This is a genomic window from Actinospica durhamensis (assembly GCF_018139695.1).
In the GTDB taxonomy this organism is placed as follows: Bacteria; Actinomycetota; Actinomycetes; order Streptomycetales; family Catenulisporaceae; genus Actinospica; species Actinospica durhamensis.
In genome coordinates, this window is sequence record NZ_JAGSOG010000083.1 from 15118 (window position 1) to 32270 (window position 17153).

The following is a 17153-nucleotide window of genomic DNA, read 5'->3' on the forward strand; positions in this document are numbered from 1 at the left end:
CAGTCTGTTCAGTGTTCCGTCCTATCAGGAGGTGTTCCCGATGGCTGTCCGGAGCGAGGTCAGGGGCTCGGCGCGGGAGCGTCTGTTGGCCGCGGCCGACGAGCTCTTCTACGAGGAAGGCGTGCGCACCGTCGGCATCGACCGGGTGATCGAGCACGCGGGTGTGGCGAAGGCGTCGCTCTACAACACCTTCGGCAGCAAGGAGGCGCTCATCCGCGCCTACCTCGATCGGCGGCACGAGCGGATCACCGCCCGCGTCGCCGGGCACATCGCCCGCTACGACACCCCGCGCGAGCGCCTGCTCGCGGTCTTCGAGGCGCAGCGCGAACTGGCCGAGGAGCAGGGCTTCCGGGGCTGCGCGTTCGTCCGGGCCAGTGCCGAGGCCCATGCCGGGGACCAGGTCGAGCAGGCCTCCTCCGACTACCGGGCCTGGGTCCGCGCGCTGTTCACCGACCTCGCCGCGCAGACCGGCGTGGCCGATCCGGTGGCCCTTGGCCGCCGGATGCACCTGCTCTACGACGGCGGCAGCCTCTCGGCCCGGATGGACCACGACCCCTCCGCCTACACGGTCTCCCGGTCCACCGCCGAGACGCTGCTCGACCTCGCGCTGGCGCAGTCGAACAGATGACTGTCATTCGTGCATTCATACACGTGGCGGTGCGACGCACCCTTTCAGCCTAGTAGATAGTTGTCTGGGTGATTCGCGCCGATATGATCCCGCTTCGTGGCAGAAGGCAGGGGTGACGGGGCATGCGAGAGCGTCGATGTGGTCGTACTCGGCGCGGGGCCGGCCGGGCTGACGCTCGGCAATGTCCTGATCGACGCGGGGATCGACTGCGTCATCCTGGAACGCACCAGCCGTCGGCAGGTGCAGACCAGGACCAGGGCCGGATTCCTGGCCGAGAACACGGTCCGGATCCTGGAGCGCCACGGCCTGGCCGACGGGCTGCGCCGCCGCGGCCGTGAGCACAGCCGGTGCGAGTTCCGCACCGAGGACGGCCGGTTCGCCCTCGACTACGCCGGCCTCGGCCGAGGCGAGCGGCACACGGTGTATCCGCAACAGGAACTCGTCTCCGATCTGCTGGCGTGTTTCCTGGCCGCCGGCGGCCGGATCCGCTTCGAGACCGAGGCGAGCGCCGTGCTCGACGCGGACACCGACCGGCCCCGCGTCCTGGTACGGGACCGGGACGGGCGCCCGGACCGCTGGCGGGCCCGGTACGTCGCGGGCTGCGACGGACGCCACGGTGCGGCCCGCAATTCGCTGCCGCCCGGCGCGGTACGGCGTCACCACAGCGACCACGGCCTGTCCTGGCTCGGGCTGCTGGCCGAGGCGCCGCCGAGCATGCCGGCGGTGGCGTACGCGGTGCACGGCCGCGGATTCGCCGGGCACATGGCCCGTACCGCCGAGGTCACGCGCTACTACGTGCAGTGCGAACGCGGCACCTCGGCCGAATCCTGGTCCGAGGACCGCATCTGGGACGAACTGGCACTGCGGATGCGTACGGCCGACTACGGCCCGCTGAATCAGGGCCGCGTCATCCAGCGCGGCATCGTCGATCTCGAATCCGATGTCCTCGAACCGCTGCGCCACGGCTCCCTCTTCCTCGCCGGCGACGCGGCGAGCCTGCTCAGCCCCTCCGCCGCGAAGGGCGCGAACCTGGCCGTGCTTGAGGCCGAGATCCTGGGGCAGGCGCTGATCGCCGACCTGCTGCGGGGCGATTCCGCAGGCCTGGAACGCTATTCGGACCAGTGCCTTTCCGTCATCTGGCGCGCCCAGGAGTTCTCGCACTGGATGATCCGGCTGCTGCACGACGTCCCGGGCCCGGACAGTTCGTTCCAGCACGCGCTGCGCCGCTCCCGCCTCGCGTCGCTGCGTACCTCGCGCAGCCGCCAGAACTGGTTCGCGGAGAACTACGTCGGCGTCTGAGTACTGATTCACCTTCATGACCACCTCCACTTCAGAAGACCACCGATCGGTCGGAATGAGGAAACTTTGCTGATGACGGGGACGATCCTCGGCGATGCCGCACGCCTGCGCGTGACCGCCGACTTCGTCAGGGACCAGGACACCGCCACGCTGCTGCCGCTGCTTCTGCCGGGCCTCGACGGCCCCGAACTCAGGGCCCTGGCCGACCGCTGCCGCTTCGCCCACGCGGCGCTGGCCGTGTTCCCGCCGGACCTCGAGTCACTGCGGACCGACCTCGCCGAGTGCGGCCTGGCGACGGACGCGCCGCCGCGGCCGAGCACCGTCGTGCGGGCCCGCGTGGCCGCGCGCTACCGGCGCGCCGCTACCGACCTCGATGTACGGATCCTGCGTCCGGTGGCGCACGGCCGGTGCGGCGAGCGACGCGCGGTGGAGGTGTTCGCGCTGACCGTGCCGCCGGGCTCGGACCTGGCGGACATCGCGGCCGACGAACGGGTACGGGAGAACGAGGCCCACGTCGCCTTCGAGATCGAACACCCCGACCCGCTCGTGCTGCACGGCCTGCGCGCGATCTTCGCCCGGCACGGTGCGCTGCCCGAGGGCGGCGGCTACAACCCGCACGAGAACGGCACCGTGTTCTACTTCGCCGCGCCGCCGGACTCGAAGGCCGGCTACCGGCGCGTCGAGCTCTACGCCCCGGGCGATCACCGCGACGTCCTCGCGCCGCACCTCGACGAGCTGCGCACGCACGCGCCGGCCGAGACGCTGCTGCGCCTGCTGACCGGAGCGTGGACCACCCAGGCTCTCGCGACCTTCGCCGACCTGCGGCTGCCGGAGGCCATGGACACGGAGTCAGGGATCGATGTCGAGACGCTGGCGCGAAGGGCCGGCGCGCATCCTGAGAGCCTCGCCACGCTGCTGCGCTACCTGACGATGCTCGGCGCGGTGACCCGGGACAAGGCAGGCTTCCGGCTCACCGCCGTCGGCGCTCTGCTGCGCGAGGACGAGCCGTACTCGATGCGTGCACTGGCCCTGATGTACGGAGGCTCGTTCTATCACTCCTTCGCGCAACTCGGATACGCGGTGCGGACCGGGCGCGAGGCGTTCGCCCACCTCTTCGGTGTGAACCACTTCGAGTACTTCGCCCGGCGTCCCGAGCTCGCAGACCTCTTCGACCGCTCGATGGCCGCGAGCGCGCGCATGTTCGACCCGGTCCCGGCGCATCCGGTCTTCGCGCCGACGGCCACCGGCGCCTCGGCCACCGTCGTCGACGTGGCGGGCGGGAACGGCGACCTGCTGGGACGCATCCTCACCGCCCATCCGCACCTGCACGGGATTCTGCTCGAGCGCCCGCACGCGGTCGAGGCCGCTCGCGCGACCATGGCCGCGGCCGGCTGCGCCAGCCGTTGCACGTACCGCGCGGGCGACTTCGCGGACGTCCTACCCGGCGGGGATGTCTATATCCTGTCACGCGTCCTGCACGACTGGGACGACGAGCGCTGCCGCGAGATCCTGCGGCACTGCGCCGCCGCGATGCCGGCCGACGCGGACCTGCTCATCCTCGAGCGGGTGCTGCCCACCGACGGCTCGCCGTCCCTGGCCACGGCCTGGGACCTGCACATGATGTGCAACGTCGGCGGCCGCGAACGCAGCGCCGGACACTACGCGCGGCTGCTGGCCGACACCGGGTTCGAGCTGATCGACCGGGCGCCGCTGCCGCTGGACGGCAGCCTGCTGCGCGCTCGCAGGACACGAATGGTCGGATGACTTCGGCGCACGCGCCCCGCCGGCGGCGCGATCCGCCGCGAAAGGACCGAACCGCAGGTCAGTGTACTGATCGAAAACGAAGCATTGACGCGGGATGTGGTCTGGACCAATATACGCCGTAAGCGTTTCCGGGCCGTGGACCTGCGGCCCCGCGTGGAAAGCCGGAACGACGATGAATACCCACAGAACCCACTCCACTTCCGGACGCGGCCGCACACCACTGCGGCGTCGCGTCGCGGCGTGGATCGCGGCGCCTGCGATGGCGATCGCGCTCAGTGCCGCGGTCGGGGCCACCCCGGCCTCGGCCACCACCGTGCCGGGGCCGCCCTCGGGCTGGTCCACGGTCTTTAGCGACGGCTTCTCCGGGGCGTCCGGCAGCGGCATCGACTCGCAGTGGATGTATGACACCGGGGCCGGTTCGAGCTTCGGCACCGGTGAGATCGAGACGATGACGAACTCGACCTCGAACGTGCACCAGGACGGCAGCGGGCACCTGGACATCACGGCCCTGGGCAGCGGCAGCAGCTGGACCTCCGGGCGGGTGCAGACCACCAGCGCGAACGTCGGCGCCCCGGCGGGCGGCGAGCTGGAGGTGACCGCGTCGATCGAGCAGCCCTCGGGCGGGCTCGGGTACTGGCCGGCGTTCTGGATGCTCGGGCCGGGCCAGTGGCCGGAGAACGGCGAGATCGACATCATGGAGGACGTCAACTCGCTCTCCGAGCTCTCGGGCACCGTGCACTGCGGGGTGGACCCGGGAGGTGCGTGCAACGAGCCCGACGGCATCGGCAGCGGCCTGGTCGGCTGCGGCGGGTGCCAGTCCGGGTTCCACACGTACACGATGATCCTGAACCGGACGAACACCTCGGCCGAGTCCATCACCTTCTACCTCGACGGCAACGCGTACTTCACCGTCACCGAGGCGCAGGTCGGCACCAGCGTGTGGCAGGCCGCGTTCGACCACAACCTCTCGATCATCCTCGACCTGGCCATGGGCGGGGCCTACCCCAACGGCGTGTGCGGCTGCACCAGCCCCACCTCCGCCACCACCTCGGGCGGCACCATGAGCGTCGCCTACGTCGCCGCGTACAGCACGAGCAGCGGTAGCAGCGGCGGGGGTGGCGGCGGTGGCACCTCCGGCCAGTGGACCGGCGCGATCACCGGCTACCAGGGCCTGTGCCTGGACGACCGCAGCGCGAGCACCGCGCTCTACAACCCGGTCCAGGTCTACACCTGCAACAACACCAACGCCCAGCAGTGGACGGTGGTCGAGGCGGGCAGCACCATCCGGGTCTTCGGCGACTGCCTGGACATCAACGGAGGCGGTACCGCCGACGGCACAGCCGTGGATCTCTATACGTGCAACGGCACGGGAGCACAGGTCTGGGAACCCCAGTCCAACGGAGAACTCTACAATCCACAGTCGAATAAGTGTCTTGACGACACCGGCTACGGCGGATCCGGTACCCAGCTGCAGATCTGGGACTGCGCGGACACCTCCAACCAGCAGTGGGTGCTGCCGGCCGGCGCGGTCTAAGCCGGCCCGCCTCAGCTGAACCGAGGCACCACCCGCACCACCCGCACCACACACCCGGCCCCCGCGCGCCCACCCGGCGCGCGGGGGCCGACGCGCAACGGCCCGGGCGGGATGATTGACTGGGGCTCATGGCGAACACCTCCGCGGCCCTGCGCGTCGGCCTCATCGGCTTCGGCACGGCCGGCCGCTTCTTCCACGCCCCGCTGCTCGCGACCACCCCCGGCGTCGAGCTGACCGCGGTGGTCACCTCGAATCCGGAGCGCGCCGGGCAGGCGGTGTCCGCGTATCCGGGCGTGACCGTCGTGGGCGCGCCGGAGCAGCTGTGGCCGCTGGGTCTCGACCTGATCGTGGTGGCCTCGCCGAACAAGTCGCACGTGTCGCTGGCCGAGGCGGCGCTCGAGGCCGGGTCCGCGGTGGTGGTGGACAAGCCGCTCGCGGTCAGCTCGGCCGAGGGCCGCGGCCTGGTGGAGACGGCCGAACGCCTCGGCCTGCCGCTCAGCGTGTTCCAGAACCGCCGCTGGGACGGCGACTTCCGTACCATCGCGCACGTCATGCGGGCCGGACGGCTCGGCGAGGTGCGGCGGTTCGAGTCCCGCTTCGAGCGCTGGCGCCCGCAGCTCAAGGGCGGTTGGCGGGAGCAGGGCGACCGGGCCGAGGCAGGCGGGCTGCTCTACGACCTCGGCAGCCACCTCGTGGACCAGGCGCTGACCCTGTTCGGCCCGGCCGTGCACGTGTATGCCGAGGCGGACGTGCGCCGCGAGAACGCCCAGGCCGACGACGACACCTTCGTCGCGCTCACCCACGCGAACGGAGTGCGCTCGCACCTGTGGGCCAGCGCCACCGCCGGGCTGCTCGGCCCGCGCTTCCGGGTGCTCGGCAGCAAGGCCGCCTACGTGAGCTACGGGCTCGACGGCCAGGAGGACGAGCTGCGCGCCGGGCGTACCCCGGCGGACACCGGTTTCGGCGAGACGGCGCCCGACGGCTACGGCACGCTCGGCGCGGTGGGCGAGGAGAGCCCGTACCCGACGCTGCCCGGCCGGTACACGGACTACTACGCGCAGATGGCCGAGGCGGTGCGGGGCCAGGGTCCCGTCCCGGTCGATCCGGCCGACGCCGTCCGGACGCTCGAGGTGATCGAGGCGGCGCGGCGCTCGGCGGACGAGGGACGCGTCATCGAGCTCTGAGACGGCGGCCGGGCCCGGGGGCCGGTCAGCTCTTGCTGCGTCCGGCGACCATGCCGATCACCATGGCCAGCAGCAGTGCGCCGAGCGCGTCCTTGCCCGGCGCGGCCGAGGACGGCGAGGACGCGCCGGTCTGCGTGTACTGCAACTGGTCCGCGGCGCTGTAGAGGTTCGAACCGTCCTCGGTGGTGACCTTGACCCAGACCGCCCCGGCTTCGTGCGCGGGCACCGACAGACGCAGGGTGCTGTCGGAGATCACGGTGTAGGCCGCGTACGCCGGCCGGGCGGTCACGCTCGCGGACGGGGAACTCAGCAGGCTGACGGAGCTCGTACCGGTGAAGCCACGCCCGGTCACGGTGACCGTGGCCCCGGCCGTGGACGCGGTGGCCGGCCACACGGTGCTCACCACCGGGCGGTGCGCGGTGGCGGCCGCGGCGGAGGGGGCGGTCAGGCCCGCGGCGGCGAAGGCCAGACACAGGCCGGCGAGCAGGCGGGCCCCGACACGGGTCGGGGTCTCGGTCGCGGAGGCGGGGCTGGGCACGGGGCCATCGTCGTCCGGCGCGGGGGCGACGCCGCCGTCCGTTCGGCGTGTCGCGCCGCCGATCCTCCGAACGAGTGAGCCGGACCCCGATGCGCCACCCCGGCGGTGACCGGATCGTTCCGCTTCCGGACCTGAAGCGATCTGGCGGCGCCCGGCCCGGAGCCGCAGACTCGTGGCATGAGCCGAGCATTGATCGTCATCGACGTCCAGGAGTCCTTCGTCTCCCGCCCCATCTGGCGCCACAGCTCCAACCCGGACATCGTGGCCGATGTGAACACCCTGATCGGGCACGCCCGGGCCCAGGGCGACCTGGTGGTCTGGGTGCTGCACTCCGAGCCCGGCAGCGGCGGGCCGTTCGATCCGGAGTCCGGCCTGGTGCGCTATCAGGACGGGCTCGAGCCGCTGCCCGGCGAGCCGGAGATCCGCAAGACCTCGCACAACGCTTTCACCACCACCAACCTGGGCCAGATCCTGACCGAGCGGGGCGTGCGCGAGGTCGCGGTGTGCGGCATCCGGACCGAGCAGTGCTGCGAGACCACCGCGCGGCTGGCCTCCGACCTCGGCTACGCGGTCACCTTCGTCATCGACGCCACCGCCACCAACCCGATCCCGCACCGCGACCTGCTGGCCGAGGTGGAGGACCCGGACGAGCTCACCCCCGAGCAGATCCTGGCCGATCCGCGCACGCTCGGGTCGGCGGAGATCCTCGAGCGGGTGGAGTACGCGCTGGCCGGACGCTTCGCCCGGATCGCCACCGTGGCCGAGGTGGTGGGCCGGCCGACCGGCGCGGACGCGGGAGACGCGGCGGCCGGGACGGGTGCGGCGGTCGCCGAGACGGCGGACGCCGGGGCCTGGTGAGCGGCGGGGTAGGCTGACCGGATCGTGAAGGTCGTCTTCCTGCTGCTGCCGGGCCTGCATCTGCTCGACCTCGCCGGTCCGGCCCAGGTCTTCTCCACCGCCGCCGACTTCGGGTACGCGTACGAACTGGCCTACGTGGGCGAGCAGGCGCAGGTGCCCAGCGCGCAGGGCGTGCGGTTGGGGGCGGAGACGACCTGGCCCGAGCTCACCGCCGAGGACCTGGTGTTCGTCCCCGGCTGCGGACTGCCCGAACTGGCGGCCGGTCCTCGCCCGGCCCGCGCGACGCTGGACCTGCTCGCCGCGCACCACGCGGCGGGCGGCACCGTCGCCAGCGTGTGTTCGGGGGCCGACGTACTCGGGCAGGCCGGGCTGCTCGACCACCGCCGCTGCACCACCCACCACGACCTGCGGGACGAGCTGGCCCGCCGCTACCCGCTGGCCCGGGTGGAGCGCGACGTGCTGTACGTCCTGGACGCGCGGGTGGTCACCTCGGCCGGGATCGCCAGCGGCATCGACCTCGCGCTGCACCTCGTGGCCACCCGGCACGGCCCGGCCGCGGCGGCGAAGGTGGCCAGGGACATGGTCGTCTACGCGCGGCGCACCGGCGAGGCCTCGCAGACCAGCGCGATGCTGCGGCACCGCTGGCACCTGCGCGACGCGGTGCACCGGGCGCAGGACCTGATCGACTCGGGGTTCTGCGAGCCGCTGCCGCTCGAGGACCTGGCCGCGGCCTCGGGGGTGAGCGCGCGCACGCTCACCCGCCAGTTCGTGGAGAGCACCGGGCTCACGCCGCTGCGCTACCAGCAGACGCTGCGGATCGAGCGTGCCGAGCACCTGATGAGCCACGGCGCCACCGCGCAGGCCGCCGCGCACGCGGTCGGCTTCACCGACGCCCGGATGCTGCGCCGGCTGCGCTCCCGCAAGGACGACGCCCCTGTTGCCTCCGTCCCAAAAAGTGATATCACTATGCTAGACGTATCCGGGGCGGGAGGGCCGCGCCGGAGCAGGTGAATCGAGGGCAGTGGGATGAGCACAGGGGCGATGGGGGCGGCCGCCGAGACGGCGCCCGCGCAGATCCGGGAACGGCGTAGCGCCAGCGCGCCGGGCGTGCCGCTGCTGGTGCTCGGGGTGGCGCTGGTGATCGGCGCGATCTCGCTGTTCAAGCAGCACACGACGGTGACGATCGGGGTCGGGATCGGCCTGCTTGTGCTGGCCGCGCTCACCCTGGGCGGCCTGAACGCGGTCGCGCCCGGGCAGGCCAGGGTGGTGTCGCTGTTCGGCCGGTACCAGGGCACGGTGCGCACGACCGGGCTGCGCTGGGTCAACCCGTTCACCGTGCGGCGGCGCATGTCCACCCGGATCCGCAACCACGAGACGGCCACGCTCAAGGTCAACGACGCCGACGGCAACCCGATCGAGATGGCCGCGGTGATCGTCTGGCAGATCGCGGACACCGCGAAGGCCGCGTACGCGGTCGACGACGTGCGGGCCTTCGTGCTGACGCAGGCCGAGACCGCGGTGCGGCACATCGCCGGGCACTATCCGTACGACGCGCGCGGCACCGAGCGGATCTCGCTGCGCGACAACGCCGAGCAGATCACCACGCAACTGTCCGAGGAGCTCGCGCTGCGGGTGGCGGTGGCCGGGGTCTCGATCACCGAGTCGCGCATCACCCGGCTGTCCTACGCCTCCGAGATCGCCCAGGCGATGCTGCGCCGCCAGCAGGCCGACGCGGTCGTGGCCGCGCGCGAGCGGCTGGTGGAGGGCGCGGTGGGCATGGTGCGCACGGCGCTGCACCAGCTGGCCGAGGAGGGGCTGGTCGATCTGGACGACGAGCGCAAGGCGGTCATGGTCAGCAACCTGCTGGTCGTGCTGTGCGGTGACCAGCCGGCCCAACCGGTGGTCAACACCGGGACGCTCTATCAGTGAGCCGAAGCCGATCGTGAGCGAGCGCAAGAGCATCCTGCTGCGGCTCGATCCGGCCGTGCACGAGGCGCTGGCCCGGTGGGCCTCGGACGAGCTGCGCAGCACCACCGCGCAGATCGAGTTCCTGCTGCGCCAGGGCCTGGCCCGGGCCGGCCGGCTGCCCGGCGAGGTCGGCGGCCTGCCCCGGCGCGGCCGCCCGCCGCGGCGCGGGGACGACGGCGCCGAGCCCGAGTCCACCCCCGCATCCGACTCCGAACGCTCCGACTGACCCGAACCGCGCTCAGAGCGTCCGCCCGTTGAGCCTGACGGGTGAGCGGTGACCTGCACGGTTCGACAGCTCCGGGCCGGGTCCGCGATGATGGTGACAGGAGGGGAGTATTCCCCCGACGACCAGGTCGTCATCACGGACCCGGCCCCATGGCCATCGTCCCGGCCGGTCGGCCCGCGTAAGCGGGTGGAAGAGACCTCCGGCGATGGACTATGCCGCCGGAGGAGCAAACTGTGCACGTTCCCGTATGGATCTGGGCCGCGACGATCGTCGGGCTGCTCATCCTGATCGCCGTCGACTTCCTGGTCGGGCGCCGCCCGCACGAGGTGAGCCTGCGCGAGGCCGCCTGGTGGGGCGTGTTCTGGGTGGCGGCCGCGGCTTTGTTCGGCGCGGGGCTGTGGTGGCTCGGCGACGGCGAGGCCTCCAGCGCCTTCTTCGCCGGCTACGTCACCGAGAAATCCCTGTCGGTCGACAACCTCTTCGTCTTCGTGCTGATCATGACGCGCTTCGCCGTGCCGAGTGAGCTGCGCCAGCGGGTGCTGCTGATCGGCGTGCTGCTGGCGCTGGCGCTGCGCACGGTCTTCATCGCCCTCGGCGCCGCCGTGGTGGCCTCGTTCACCTGGGTGTTCTTCCTGTTCGGCGCGGTGCTGGTGTTCACCGCGTGGAAGCTGATCACCGGCGGCGGGGCGGCCGAGGAGGAGTTCAAGGAGAACGCCGTGCTGCGCCGGGTGCGCCGGAGCGTGCCGAGCACGGACACCTACCGCGGCACCCGGCTGTGGGTGCACGAGAACGGACGCCGCCTGATCACCCCGCTGTTCGTGGTCATCGTGGCGATCGGCACCACGGACGTGCTGTTCGCGCTCGACTCGATCCCGGCCATCTTCGGCCTGACCAAGGACCCGTACGTGGTGTTCACCGCGAACGCCTTCGCGCTGATGGGGCTGCGCCAGCTCTACTTCCTGATCGGCGGCCTGCTCGACCGGCTGGTGTACCTGACCTACGGCCTGGCCGCGATCCTCGGCTTCATCGGCGTGAAGCTCTTCCTCGAGGCGCTGCCCTCGGTGGGCGTGCACGCCCCGCACATCTCCACGCCCCTCTCGCTGGCGGTCATCGGCGGCGTCCTGACCGTGACCACCGTGGCCAGCCTCACCATCGGGCGGCGTACGGCGGGGGCGCGCGAGAAGCAGCACGCTTCGGCGCCGTAGGGACCAGTCCCCGAACGGATCTATCATCATTCTGCTATCGCAGCGTGGCCGTCGGGCGAGCGGGTGGACCGGACACCCCGGCGCGGAACCGAAGAGGGGCGAGTTGCATGGGCGAGGAGCCGAACGAAGACCAGCCGACCGTCCCGGCCTGGGCCAGGCCCCCGGCGGGCCCGGAGCCGACGGCGCCGCTGCCCGAGCTCCCGCCGACCGCGCCGATCCCGGACACGAGCCCGGATGTGGGCCAGGCGGGCTGGTGGCCGGGGGCCGACCCGGGCGCCGCTTCGGGTGGATACGGCGCCGCAGGGCAGGCCGGCGCGCCGTACCCGGGGTACCCGGAGCATCCCGCCGCCGGAGGTTATGCGGGATCAGGCGGCTACCCGGCTGTCGGCGGCTACCCCGGGCCCGCGGGCTACGGCGCCGCCCAACCGCCGCAGCGCAACGGCGGACGCACGGCCGTGGCGATCATCAGTGTGCTGGCGGTGCTGGGCACGGCGGTGGCGGCGGTGGTCTACTCGACCGGTACGAAGAACCACTCGTCTCCGGTGGCGTTCCAGAACACCGGCCTCCCGCTGCCGACCGGCACCGCGAACCCGCTCGTGACGCTCTCGCCCTCCCCCGACGGCGGGACCTCGCAGCCGGCCCCCGCGAGCAGCGAACCCGGCTTCGACTCCCCCAGCGCCGAGGCGTTCGACTGGGACGCGCTCAACGACGGCAGCACGGACCCGACGCCGTTCACCCAGGACGCGCTGCTGCCCCAGTCCTTCGTGGACTCACAGAACATCACGTACGCGCTGGAGGCGGCGGGCGAGAAGAAGTGCGTGCAGTCGACGATGGCTCAGGACGTCCAGGACGTGCTGAACAAGTACGGCTGCAAGGACGCCATGACCGGCAGCTACCTGGAGGACGCGAGCGTGGAGAAGGTGTCGTCGAACAACGACATCCTCGTCTCGGTGCAGATCTGGCCGTTCTCCGACACCGCGACGGCGGACAAGGTGGAGAGGGCGCTGGCGGACGTGAGCACCAAGCAGTTCAGCATCTGGTGCCCCACCACCGGCCAGGGCGCCGCGCCGTGCAACAGCCAGAACTACTACAGCGCGGCGAGCTGGTGGTCGCTGCAGTCCGAGTACCGCTACGTGATCGAGGCGACTGCGGTCTACACGAACATGACACAGGACACGTCGGTGGCCTACAAGTGGGAGAAGACGGCCACGGCGCAGGCGATCAAGGAGGCCGGGCCGCAGGTCTACGCCGCCGATCAGTGACGCGGGCGGGCGGTGTCGGCCGCGGGCGCGGGTACGGCCGCGCGCCGGGATTTTGTCGGAGGCCGGTGTTAGCGTGAGTGCTCGATGATCGGGATTGTCCCGATCCGGGGACTCGGAGGCCCGCCATGGCCACATCGACCACACAAGAACTCGTCGTCCTGCTCGACTACGCGCACGAGCGGCTGCGCGACCGGATCGCGGGTATGTCCGACCACGAATACCTGTGGGAGCCGGCCCCCGGCTGCTGGTCCGTGCGCACCGGACAGGACGGGGTCGCGCGGGTGGACCTCGACCGCGACGCGCCCGAACCGCCGCCGCTGACCACGATCGCCTGGCGGCTGTGGCACATCGCCGACTGCTTACGCAGCTACACCGACCGCGCCTTCGAGACGCAGGCCACACCGGGCCCGGGCCTGGATTGGACCACCTCGCCGGTCGCGGCCGCCGCCGTGGTCGACAGCGAGTGGGACCGCTTCGTCGGGCACGTGCGCAAGCTGGACCAGGAGGCGCTCGAACGTCCGATCGGCCCGGCCTTCGGCCCTTACGCGCAGGATTCGATGCACGCGCTCGTGCTGCACGCCACCGACGAGGTGATCCACCACGGTGCCGAGGTGGCGCTGCTGCGCGACCTGTACCGCGTCACCGGCGGCAGGGAACTGACCGGGAAGTAGGGCGCTGAGGTGGGCCGCGCGGCGCACCTCAGCGCCGATCGACCATCAGGGCCCGTCGACGCCGGCCCAGTCCGGCAGCGGCTCGCAGCGGCGCAGCCACTCCGGCGGCACGCCGTCCAGGCCCAGCCGGGCGCCGAGGATGCCGCCGACGATGGCGCAGGTGGTGTCGATGTCGCCGCCCGCACTCGCGGTGGCCCAGAAGGCCGCGGCGAAGTCGTCCGGATGCTTGGCCACGACCCACAGACACAGCGGCACGGTGTCCTGCGCCGAGATCTCGCGGCCGTTGCCGAGCGACGCGGCGGCGCTGCGCGCGTCCTCGAGCGGCAGCAGGGCGATGGCGTTGGCGATGCCGTCGCGCACGAGTCCCGGCGCGACGTGGTCGGCCACCTCTCGCAGCCACGCCGCGCCCTCGACGCGCGGCCTGGTCGAGGCCAGCGCGGTGGCGACCGCGACGGCGACGGCGCCCGCCACGCCCTCGGGGTGCGTGTGCGTGACCTCGGCGGAGGCCGCGGCCTGCGCGGCCACGTGCCGCGGGTCGTGCGCGAAGTAGGCACCGAGCGGAGCGACCCGCATCGCCGCGCCGTTCCCCCACGAGCCGCGCCCGTCCCAGGACTCAGCCACGAGCGCGCGCCAGTCGCCGCCCTCCTGCCGGATCAGCCGCAGCATCCGATTCACGCCCGGGCCGTAGCCGCGGTCGAAGTCGTGGTGCGCGGCGAAGGACGCGGCGAGCGCGTCCTGGTCGATCGCGCCGGCGCGGCCGAGCACGGCGAACACCGAGCAGGCCATCTCGGTGTCGTCGGTCCACCACCAGGGGTCCGGCGGCAGCGACCGGGAGTGCAGGGACGGGAGGTTGTCCGGGATGAAGAAGCAGGATCCGAGCGCGTCGCCCACGGCCAGGCCGCGTAGCGACGCGACGGCGCGAGTACGGCGGGCGTCGGTCATGCGGCCAGTCTGGCACGCGCCGTCCCCCGCAGGCGTCTGTATTGATCAGGCGTGGTGATCAGGGTCCGACTCTTCCGGCCGAATGAATCAGTCCCCTGCTTTGGCGCGCCTCGACTCGCCGGGCCCGTCGCCATCTAGGCTGAACGGGTGAACGCCAACACCTCGTGGGAGCCGGGCGCGCCCGGCGTGCTGACCCTGCCCTCCGGGCGCCTCGTGCGCGGCCGGGGCCTGCGGCGGCCGGTGGCGGCCGACGCCGCCGGCGCGGACCCTGATTTCGGGCTCTATCTGCTCGGCGAGTCGCCCGGGGAGTTCGACTGGCCCAGCCGGTGGCTGCCCTGGCCGGACTTCCGGCTGCCGCGCGACCGGGGCGAGGCGATCGCCGCGCTCACCGACGTGTGGCGGCGGGCCGAGCACGAACGCGTCGAGGTCGCGTGCGCCGGCGGGCACGGGCGCACCGGAACCGCGCTCGCCTGCCTGGCCGTGCTCGACGGCGTGCCGCGCGGCGAGGCGGTCGCGTACGTGCGCGCGCACTACGACCCGCACGCCGTGGAGACGCCATGGCAGCGCTGGTTCGTGCGCCGATTCCCCCGTCCGCAGGGCACGCCGCCGCTCTGACGCCCCGTGGGCGGGCGCCAGCCGGACGGCCCCGCCCGCGCAAGCTCGCCGATCGACTCAACGGAGTATCCCGGTTCGTGCCGCCGCGCCGGGTGCCGCAGCGTGGACAGTGCGCGCCGTACGCGCGCGTCAGGGATCCGCATCGGATCGCCCCTCATCCACGAACGAAGGCGGTAGCGCTGGTATGAACGGCAAGCGGACGGCGATAGTCCTCGGCGGATCGGCCCTGGCGGCCCTGTGCACGGCGGGTCCCGCCCTCGCCTCCGGAGGCGGCGGCAGCGGCGGGGTGAACAACTCGATCATCATCCAGCCCAACCCGGTCGCCCCCGGCGGCAACATCTCCGTGTTCGACGGCGGCAACTGCGACTTCCCGTCCACCGGCACCGTCACGTTCCAGACCAACAGCGTCCCGGGGATCCCGGCGATCACCATCGGCCCGCTCAAGAGCATGATCGGCGGCACCGGGCAGGTGCCCAAGAACATCGCGCCCGGCTCCTACCAGGTCACCCTGATCTGCACCTCGAGCATCGGCAAGAAGCAGGGCCCGTTCTACGGCACGCTCGTGGTGGCCAACGGCGCGAGCAACGGGGTGAACCCGAGCGGCGGCGCGAAGACCGGCGACGGCGCCTCGCTGACCACGCCGGGCGGACTGGCCGAGGGCGCGGCGATGGTGGCGACCGGCGGCGGCGTGTGGTTCCTGCTGCGCCGGCGCGTCGCCCGCTCGTCGAGCTGACCGCGCCCCGCAGCGCCGCGCCGCGTCGCACCGAACCGAGTCGGGCTGAGCCGCGCCGGCGGATCCCACCGGGCGCGCCCGGACTCACGCGGTGAGCGCGGCGATCTCCGCGGCGAGGTTCGCCCGGGCCCGCGCCTCGTAGCGTGTGCGGGCTGCGGCCGTGTGGAACAGCGTCCGCGCGGCCAGCAGGGACCGCAGGATCTCGGCTCTGCCCCGGCGGAACGCGTCGTCGGGCACGGCGGCGTACTCGGCCCTGACCGCCTGCGCGTACTCGCGGTAGCGCTCGGGCGCGGCGCCGAGGATGGCCAGGTCGGCGTCGCACAGGACGGCCGCGTTGCGGTCGGCGGGATCGGGATCGTGGGTCTGCGTCAGGCGCACGAGCCGCGCTGTCTCGCGTATCCGCGCCTCGGCGACGCCCAGCGCGCCGAGCACCCGCTCCGCGAGCCGCGCGCTCGCCTCCTCGTTCGAGATCCCCGCGTCGGATGCCGCCGCGTCGGAGACCTCTGCGTCACTCGCCGCCGCGTCGTGCCCGACCGCGTAGACCGCGTCGTGGAACCAGGCGGCCAGGCGCACCGCGTCCGGATCGGCGGCCTCGCCCGCGAGCTCGTCCACGATCGCGAGCACGTCCTCGAGGTGCCGCACGTCGTGATAGCGCCGGTGCGGCTCGGCATACCGCGCGAGCAGGTCGGCACCGGCCGCGCGGCCGCCCTCGCTGCCGATCAGCGCGGTCCAGGCTTCCAGCAGTGCATTCATCGTGTTCGTCGTGGTCATCGCGCGACGAGATCCGCCGGGTCGGTGTTCGCGCCGCACAGCACCACCACGACGTGTTCACCGTCGCGGGGCTTGTACGCACCCGATCTCACCGCCGCCCACGCCGCGGCGCCGCCGTGTTCCACCGCGATGCGGCACTCCTCCCACAGGCTCCGGCGCGCCTCGACGATCGCCGCGTCCGTCACCAGGACACTGCGCACGTGCTCACCCTGGGCGAGTTCATAAGCCATCTGCGACACGCGGCGCGCGCCGAGAGCGTCCGCGGCCACTGATTCCACCGGCACGTCCACCGGTCCGCCCGCGGCCAGCGCGGCGTTGAGGGCGCGGCAGTGCTCCGGTTCGACCGCGACGGCGCGGATTCCGGTGCCCGCCAGAGCCGCGGCCACTCCGGCGAACAGGCCCCCTCCCCCGACCGCGACGACGATGCTGTGCACCGGCCCCGGCGCTCCGGCCAGGATCTCGGTGGCCAGGGTGCCCGCGCCGGCCGCGATCAGGGGATTGTCATAGGCGTGGGACAGGAAGGCCCCTGATTCGTCAGCGTAGGCGCGCGAGGCGGCGTACGCCTCGGCGTACTCGGTCCCGACCTGGCGCACGTCCGCGCCGTAGCCGCGCAGTTTGGCCACCTTGAACGCGGGGGCGGTCTCCGGGAGGAAGACGGTGGCGCGGGTGCCGGTGGCACGGGCGGCCCAGGCGCAGGCCAGGCCGGCGTTGCCGCCGGAGGCGATGACCACCCCGGCCGGCGGCAGGGTCCCGGCGCGCTGGTGCGCGGCGGCGAGGTTGGCCGCGCCGCGTGCCTTGAAGCTGCCGGTGTGCTGGAGGTATTCGAGGGCGAACGTCACCCGCGCGTCGCCGCACGCCGCACCGGGGTCGGCCGGGGCCAGGGCGACCGGCCGGACGCGTCCGGCGATGCGTTCGGCTGCGGCCGCGACGTCGGCGGGACCGATCGGGGGCGGGG

The 17153-nt window shown here is 72.7% G+C and carries 18 protein-coding genes; 14 read left to right on the top strand and 4 right to left on the bottom strand.

The window, feature by feature from the left end; all coding sequences use genetic code 11:
* Positions 1 to 40: 40 nt before the first annotated feature.
* The 5 genes from KDL01_RS17680 (at position 41) to KDL01_RS17700 (ending at position 6409) form a co-directional block, all read left to right on the top strand.
* A complete protein-coding gene (locus tag KDL01_RS17680; RefSeq protein ID WP_212529621.1) occupies positions 41 to 628 on the top strand; it encodes a TetR/AcrR family transcriptional regulator in 588 nt (195 codons plus the stop codon).
* Between the two features lie 138 nt (positions 629 to 766).
* Positions 767 to 1927 (top strand): 4-hydroxybenzoate 3-monooxygenase, encoded by a 1161-nt coding sequence (locus KDL01_RS17685; protein WP_368861589.1) that lies wholly within the window; start codon positions 767 to 769, stop codon positions 1925 to 1927.
* Positions 1928 to 1999: 72 nt separating this feature from the next.
* Positions 2000 to 3691, top strand: a complete 1692-nt coding sequence (locus KDL01_RS17690) for a methyltransferase (RefSeq protein ID WP_212529623.1) — start codon at positions 2000 to 2002, stop codon at positions 3689 to 3691.
* A 259-nt stretch (positions 3692 to 3950) separates the two neighbouring features.
* The gene (locus KDL01_RS17695) at positions 3951 to 5225 is read left to right on the top strand and encodes a ricin-type beta-trefoil lectin domain protein (protein ID WP_212529624.1); all 1275 of its coding nucleotides are present in this window, start codon (positions 3951 to 3953) and stop codon (positions 5223 to 5225) included.
* 128 nt (positions 5226 to 5353) lie between these two features.
* Positions 5354 to 6409, top strand: coding sequence for a Gfo/Idh/MocA family oxidoreductase (locus tag KDL01_RS17700; RefSeq protein WP_212529625.1), 1056 nt, complete (start codon positions 5354 to 5356; stop codon positions 6407 to 6409).
* Positions 6410 to 6434: 25 nt separating this feature from the next.
* Here the strand turns inward: KDL01_RS17700 and KDL01_RS17705 are convergent, their stop codons facing one another.
* Positions 6435 to 6947 carry an IPT/TIG domain-containing protein gene (locus tag KDL01_RS17705; protein WP_212529626.1) on the bottom strand — a complete coding sequence of 171 codons (513 nt, stop codon included), beginning with the start codon at positions 6945 to 6947 and terminating at the stop codon, positions 6435 to 6437.
* 177 nt (positions 6948 to 7124) lie between these two features.
* Between KDL01_RS17705 and KDL01_RS17710 the strand changes: the two genes are divergently transcribed.
* From KDL01_RS17710 to KDL01_RS17740, 7 genes are all read left to right on the top strand, one after another.
* Complete coding sequence (locus tag KDL01_RS17710) at positions 7125 to 7805, top strand: cysteine hydrolase family protein (RefSeq protein WP_212529627.1); 681 nt, start codon at positions 7125 to 7127, stop codon at positions 7803 to 7805.
* A 21-nt stretch (positions 7806 to 7826) separates the two neighbouring features.
* A complete protein-coding gene (locus KDL01_RS17715) occupies positions 7827 to 8816 on the top strand; it encodes a GlxA family transcriptional regulator (RefSeq protein WP_368861590.1) in 990 nt (329 codons plus the stop codon).
* Positions 8817 to 8831: 15 nt separating this feature from the next.
* The gene (locus tag KDL01_RS17720; RefSeq protein WP_212529629.1) at positions 8832 to 9734 is read left to right on the top strand and encodes an SPFH domain-containing protein; all 903 of its coding nucleotides are present in this window, start codon (positions 8832 to 8834) and stop codon (positions 9732 to 9734) included.
* Positions 9727 to 9999: a type II toxin-antitoxin system antitoxin gene (locus tag KDL01_RS17725; protein WP_368861591.1), complete on the top strand. Its 273-nt coding sequence runs from the start codon at positions 9727 to 9729 to the stop codon at positions 9997 to 9999. Before KDL01_RS17720 ends, KDL01_RS17725 begins: the two co-directional genes overlap by 8 nt.
* A gap of 233 nt (positions 10000 to 10232) precedes the next feature.
* Positions 10233 to 11204, top strand: a complete 972-nt coding sequence (locus tag KDL01_RS17730) for a TerC family protein (protein WP_212529630.1) — start codon at positions 10233 to 10235, stop codon at positions 11202 to 11204.
* A 107-nt stretch (positions 11205 to 11311) separates the two neighbouring features.
* Complete coding sequence (locus tag KDL01_RS17735) at positions 11312 to 12466, top strand: hypothetical protein (protein ID WP_212529631.1); 1155 nt, start codon at positions 11312 to 11314, stop codon at positions 12464 to 12466.
* Between the two features lie 125 nt (positions 12467 to 12591).
* Positions 12592 to 13137, top strand: coding sequence for a DinB family protein (locus KDL01_RS17740; RefSeq protein WP_212529632.1), 546 nt, complete (start codon positions 12592 to 12594; stop codon positions 13135 to 13137).
* Positions 13138 to 13182: 45 nt separating this feature from the next.
* Here KDL01_RS17740 and KDL01_RS17745 read toward each other — a convergent pair whose 3' ends face one another.
* A complete protein-coding gene (locus KDL01_RS17745; protein WP_212529633.1) occupies positions 13183 to 14079 on the bottom strand; it encodes an ADP-ribosylglycohydrolase family protein in 897 nt (298 codons plus the stop codon).
* Between the two features lie 147 nt (positions 14080 to 14226).
* On the opposite strand from KDL01_RS17745, the gene KDL01_RS17750 reads away from it, so the two are divergent.
* Complete coding sequence (locus tag KDL01_RS17750; RefSeq protein WP_212529634.1) at positions 14227 to 14694, top strand: protein-tyrosine phosphatase family protein; 468 nt, start codon at positions 14227 to 14229, stop codon at positions 14692 to 14694.
* A gap of 184 nt (positions 14695 to 14878) precedes the next feature.
* Complete coding sequence (locus KDL01_RS17755) at positions 14879 to 15427, top strand: hypothetical protein (RefSeq protein ID WP_212529635.1); 549 nt, start codon at positions 14879 to 14881, stop codon at positions 15425 to 15427.
* An 84-nt stretch (positions 15428 to 15511) separates the two neighbouring features.
* Here the strand turns inward: KDL01_RS17755 and KDL01_RS17760 are convergent, their stop codons facing one another.
* Positions 15512 to 16198, bottom strand: a complete 687-nt coding sequence (locus KDL01_RS17760) for an HD domain-containing protein (protein ID WP_212529636.1) — start codon at positions 16196 to 16198, stop codon at positions 15512 to 15514.
* A complete protein-coding gene (locus KDL01_RS17765) occupies positions 16195 to 17142 on the bottom strand; it encodes a threonine/serine dehydratase (protein WP_212529637.1) in 948 nt (315 codons plus the stop codon). Before KDL01_RS17765 ends, KDL01_RS17760 begins: the two co-directional genes overlap by 4 nt.
* Positions 17143 to 17153: the final 11 nt, after the last annotated feature.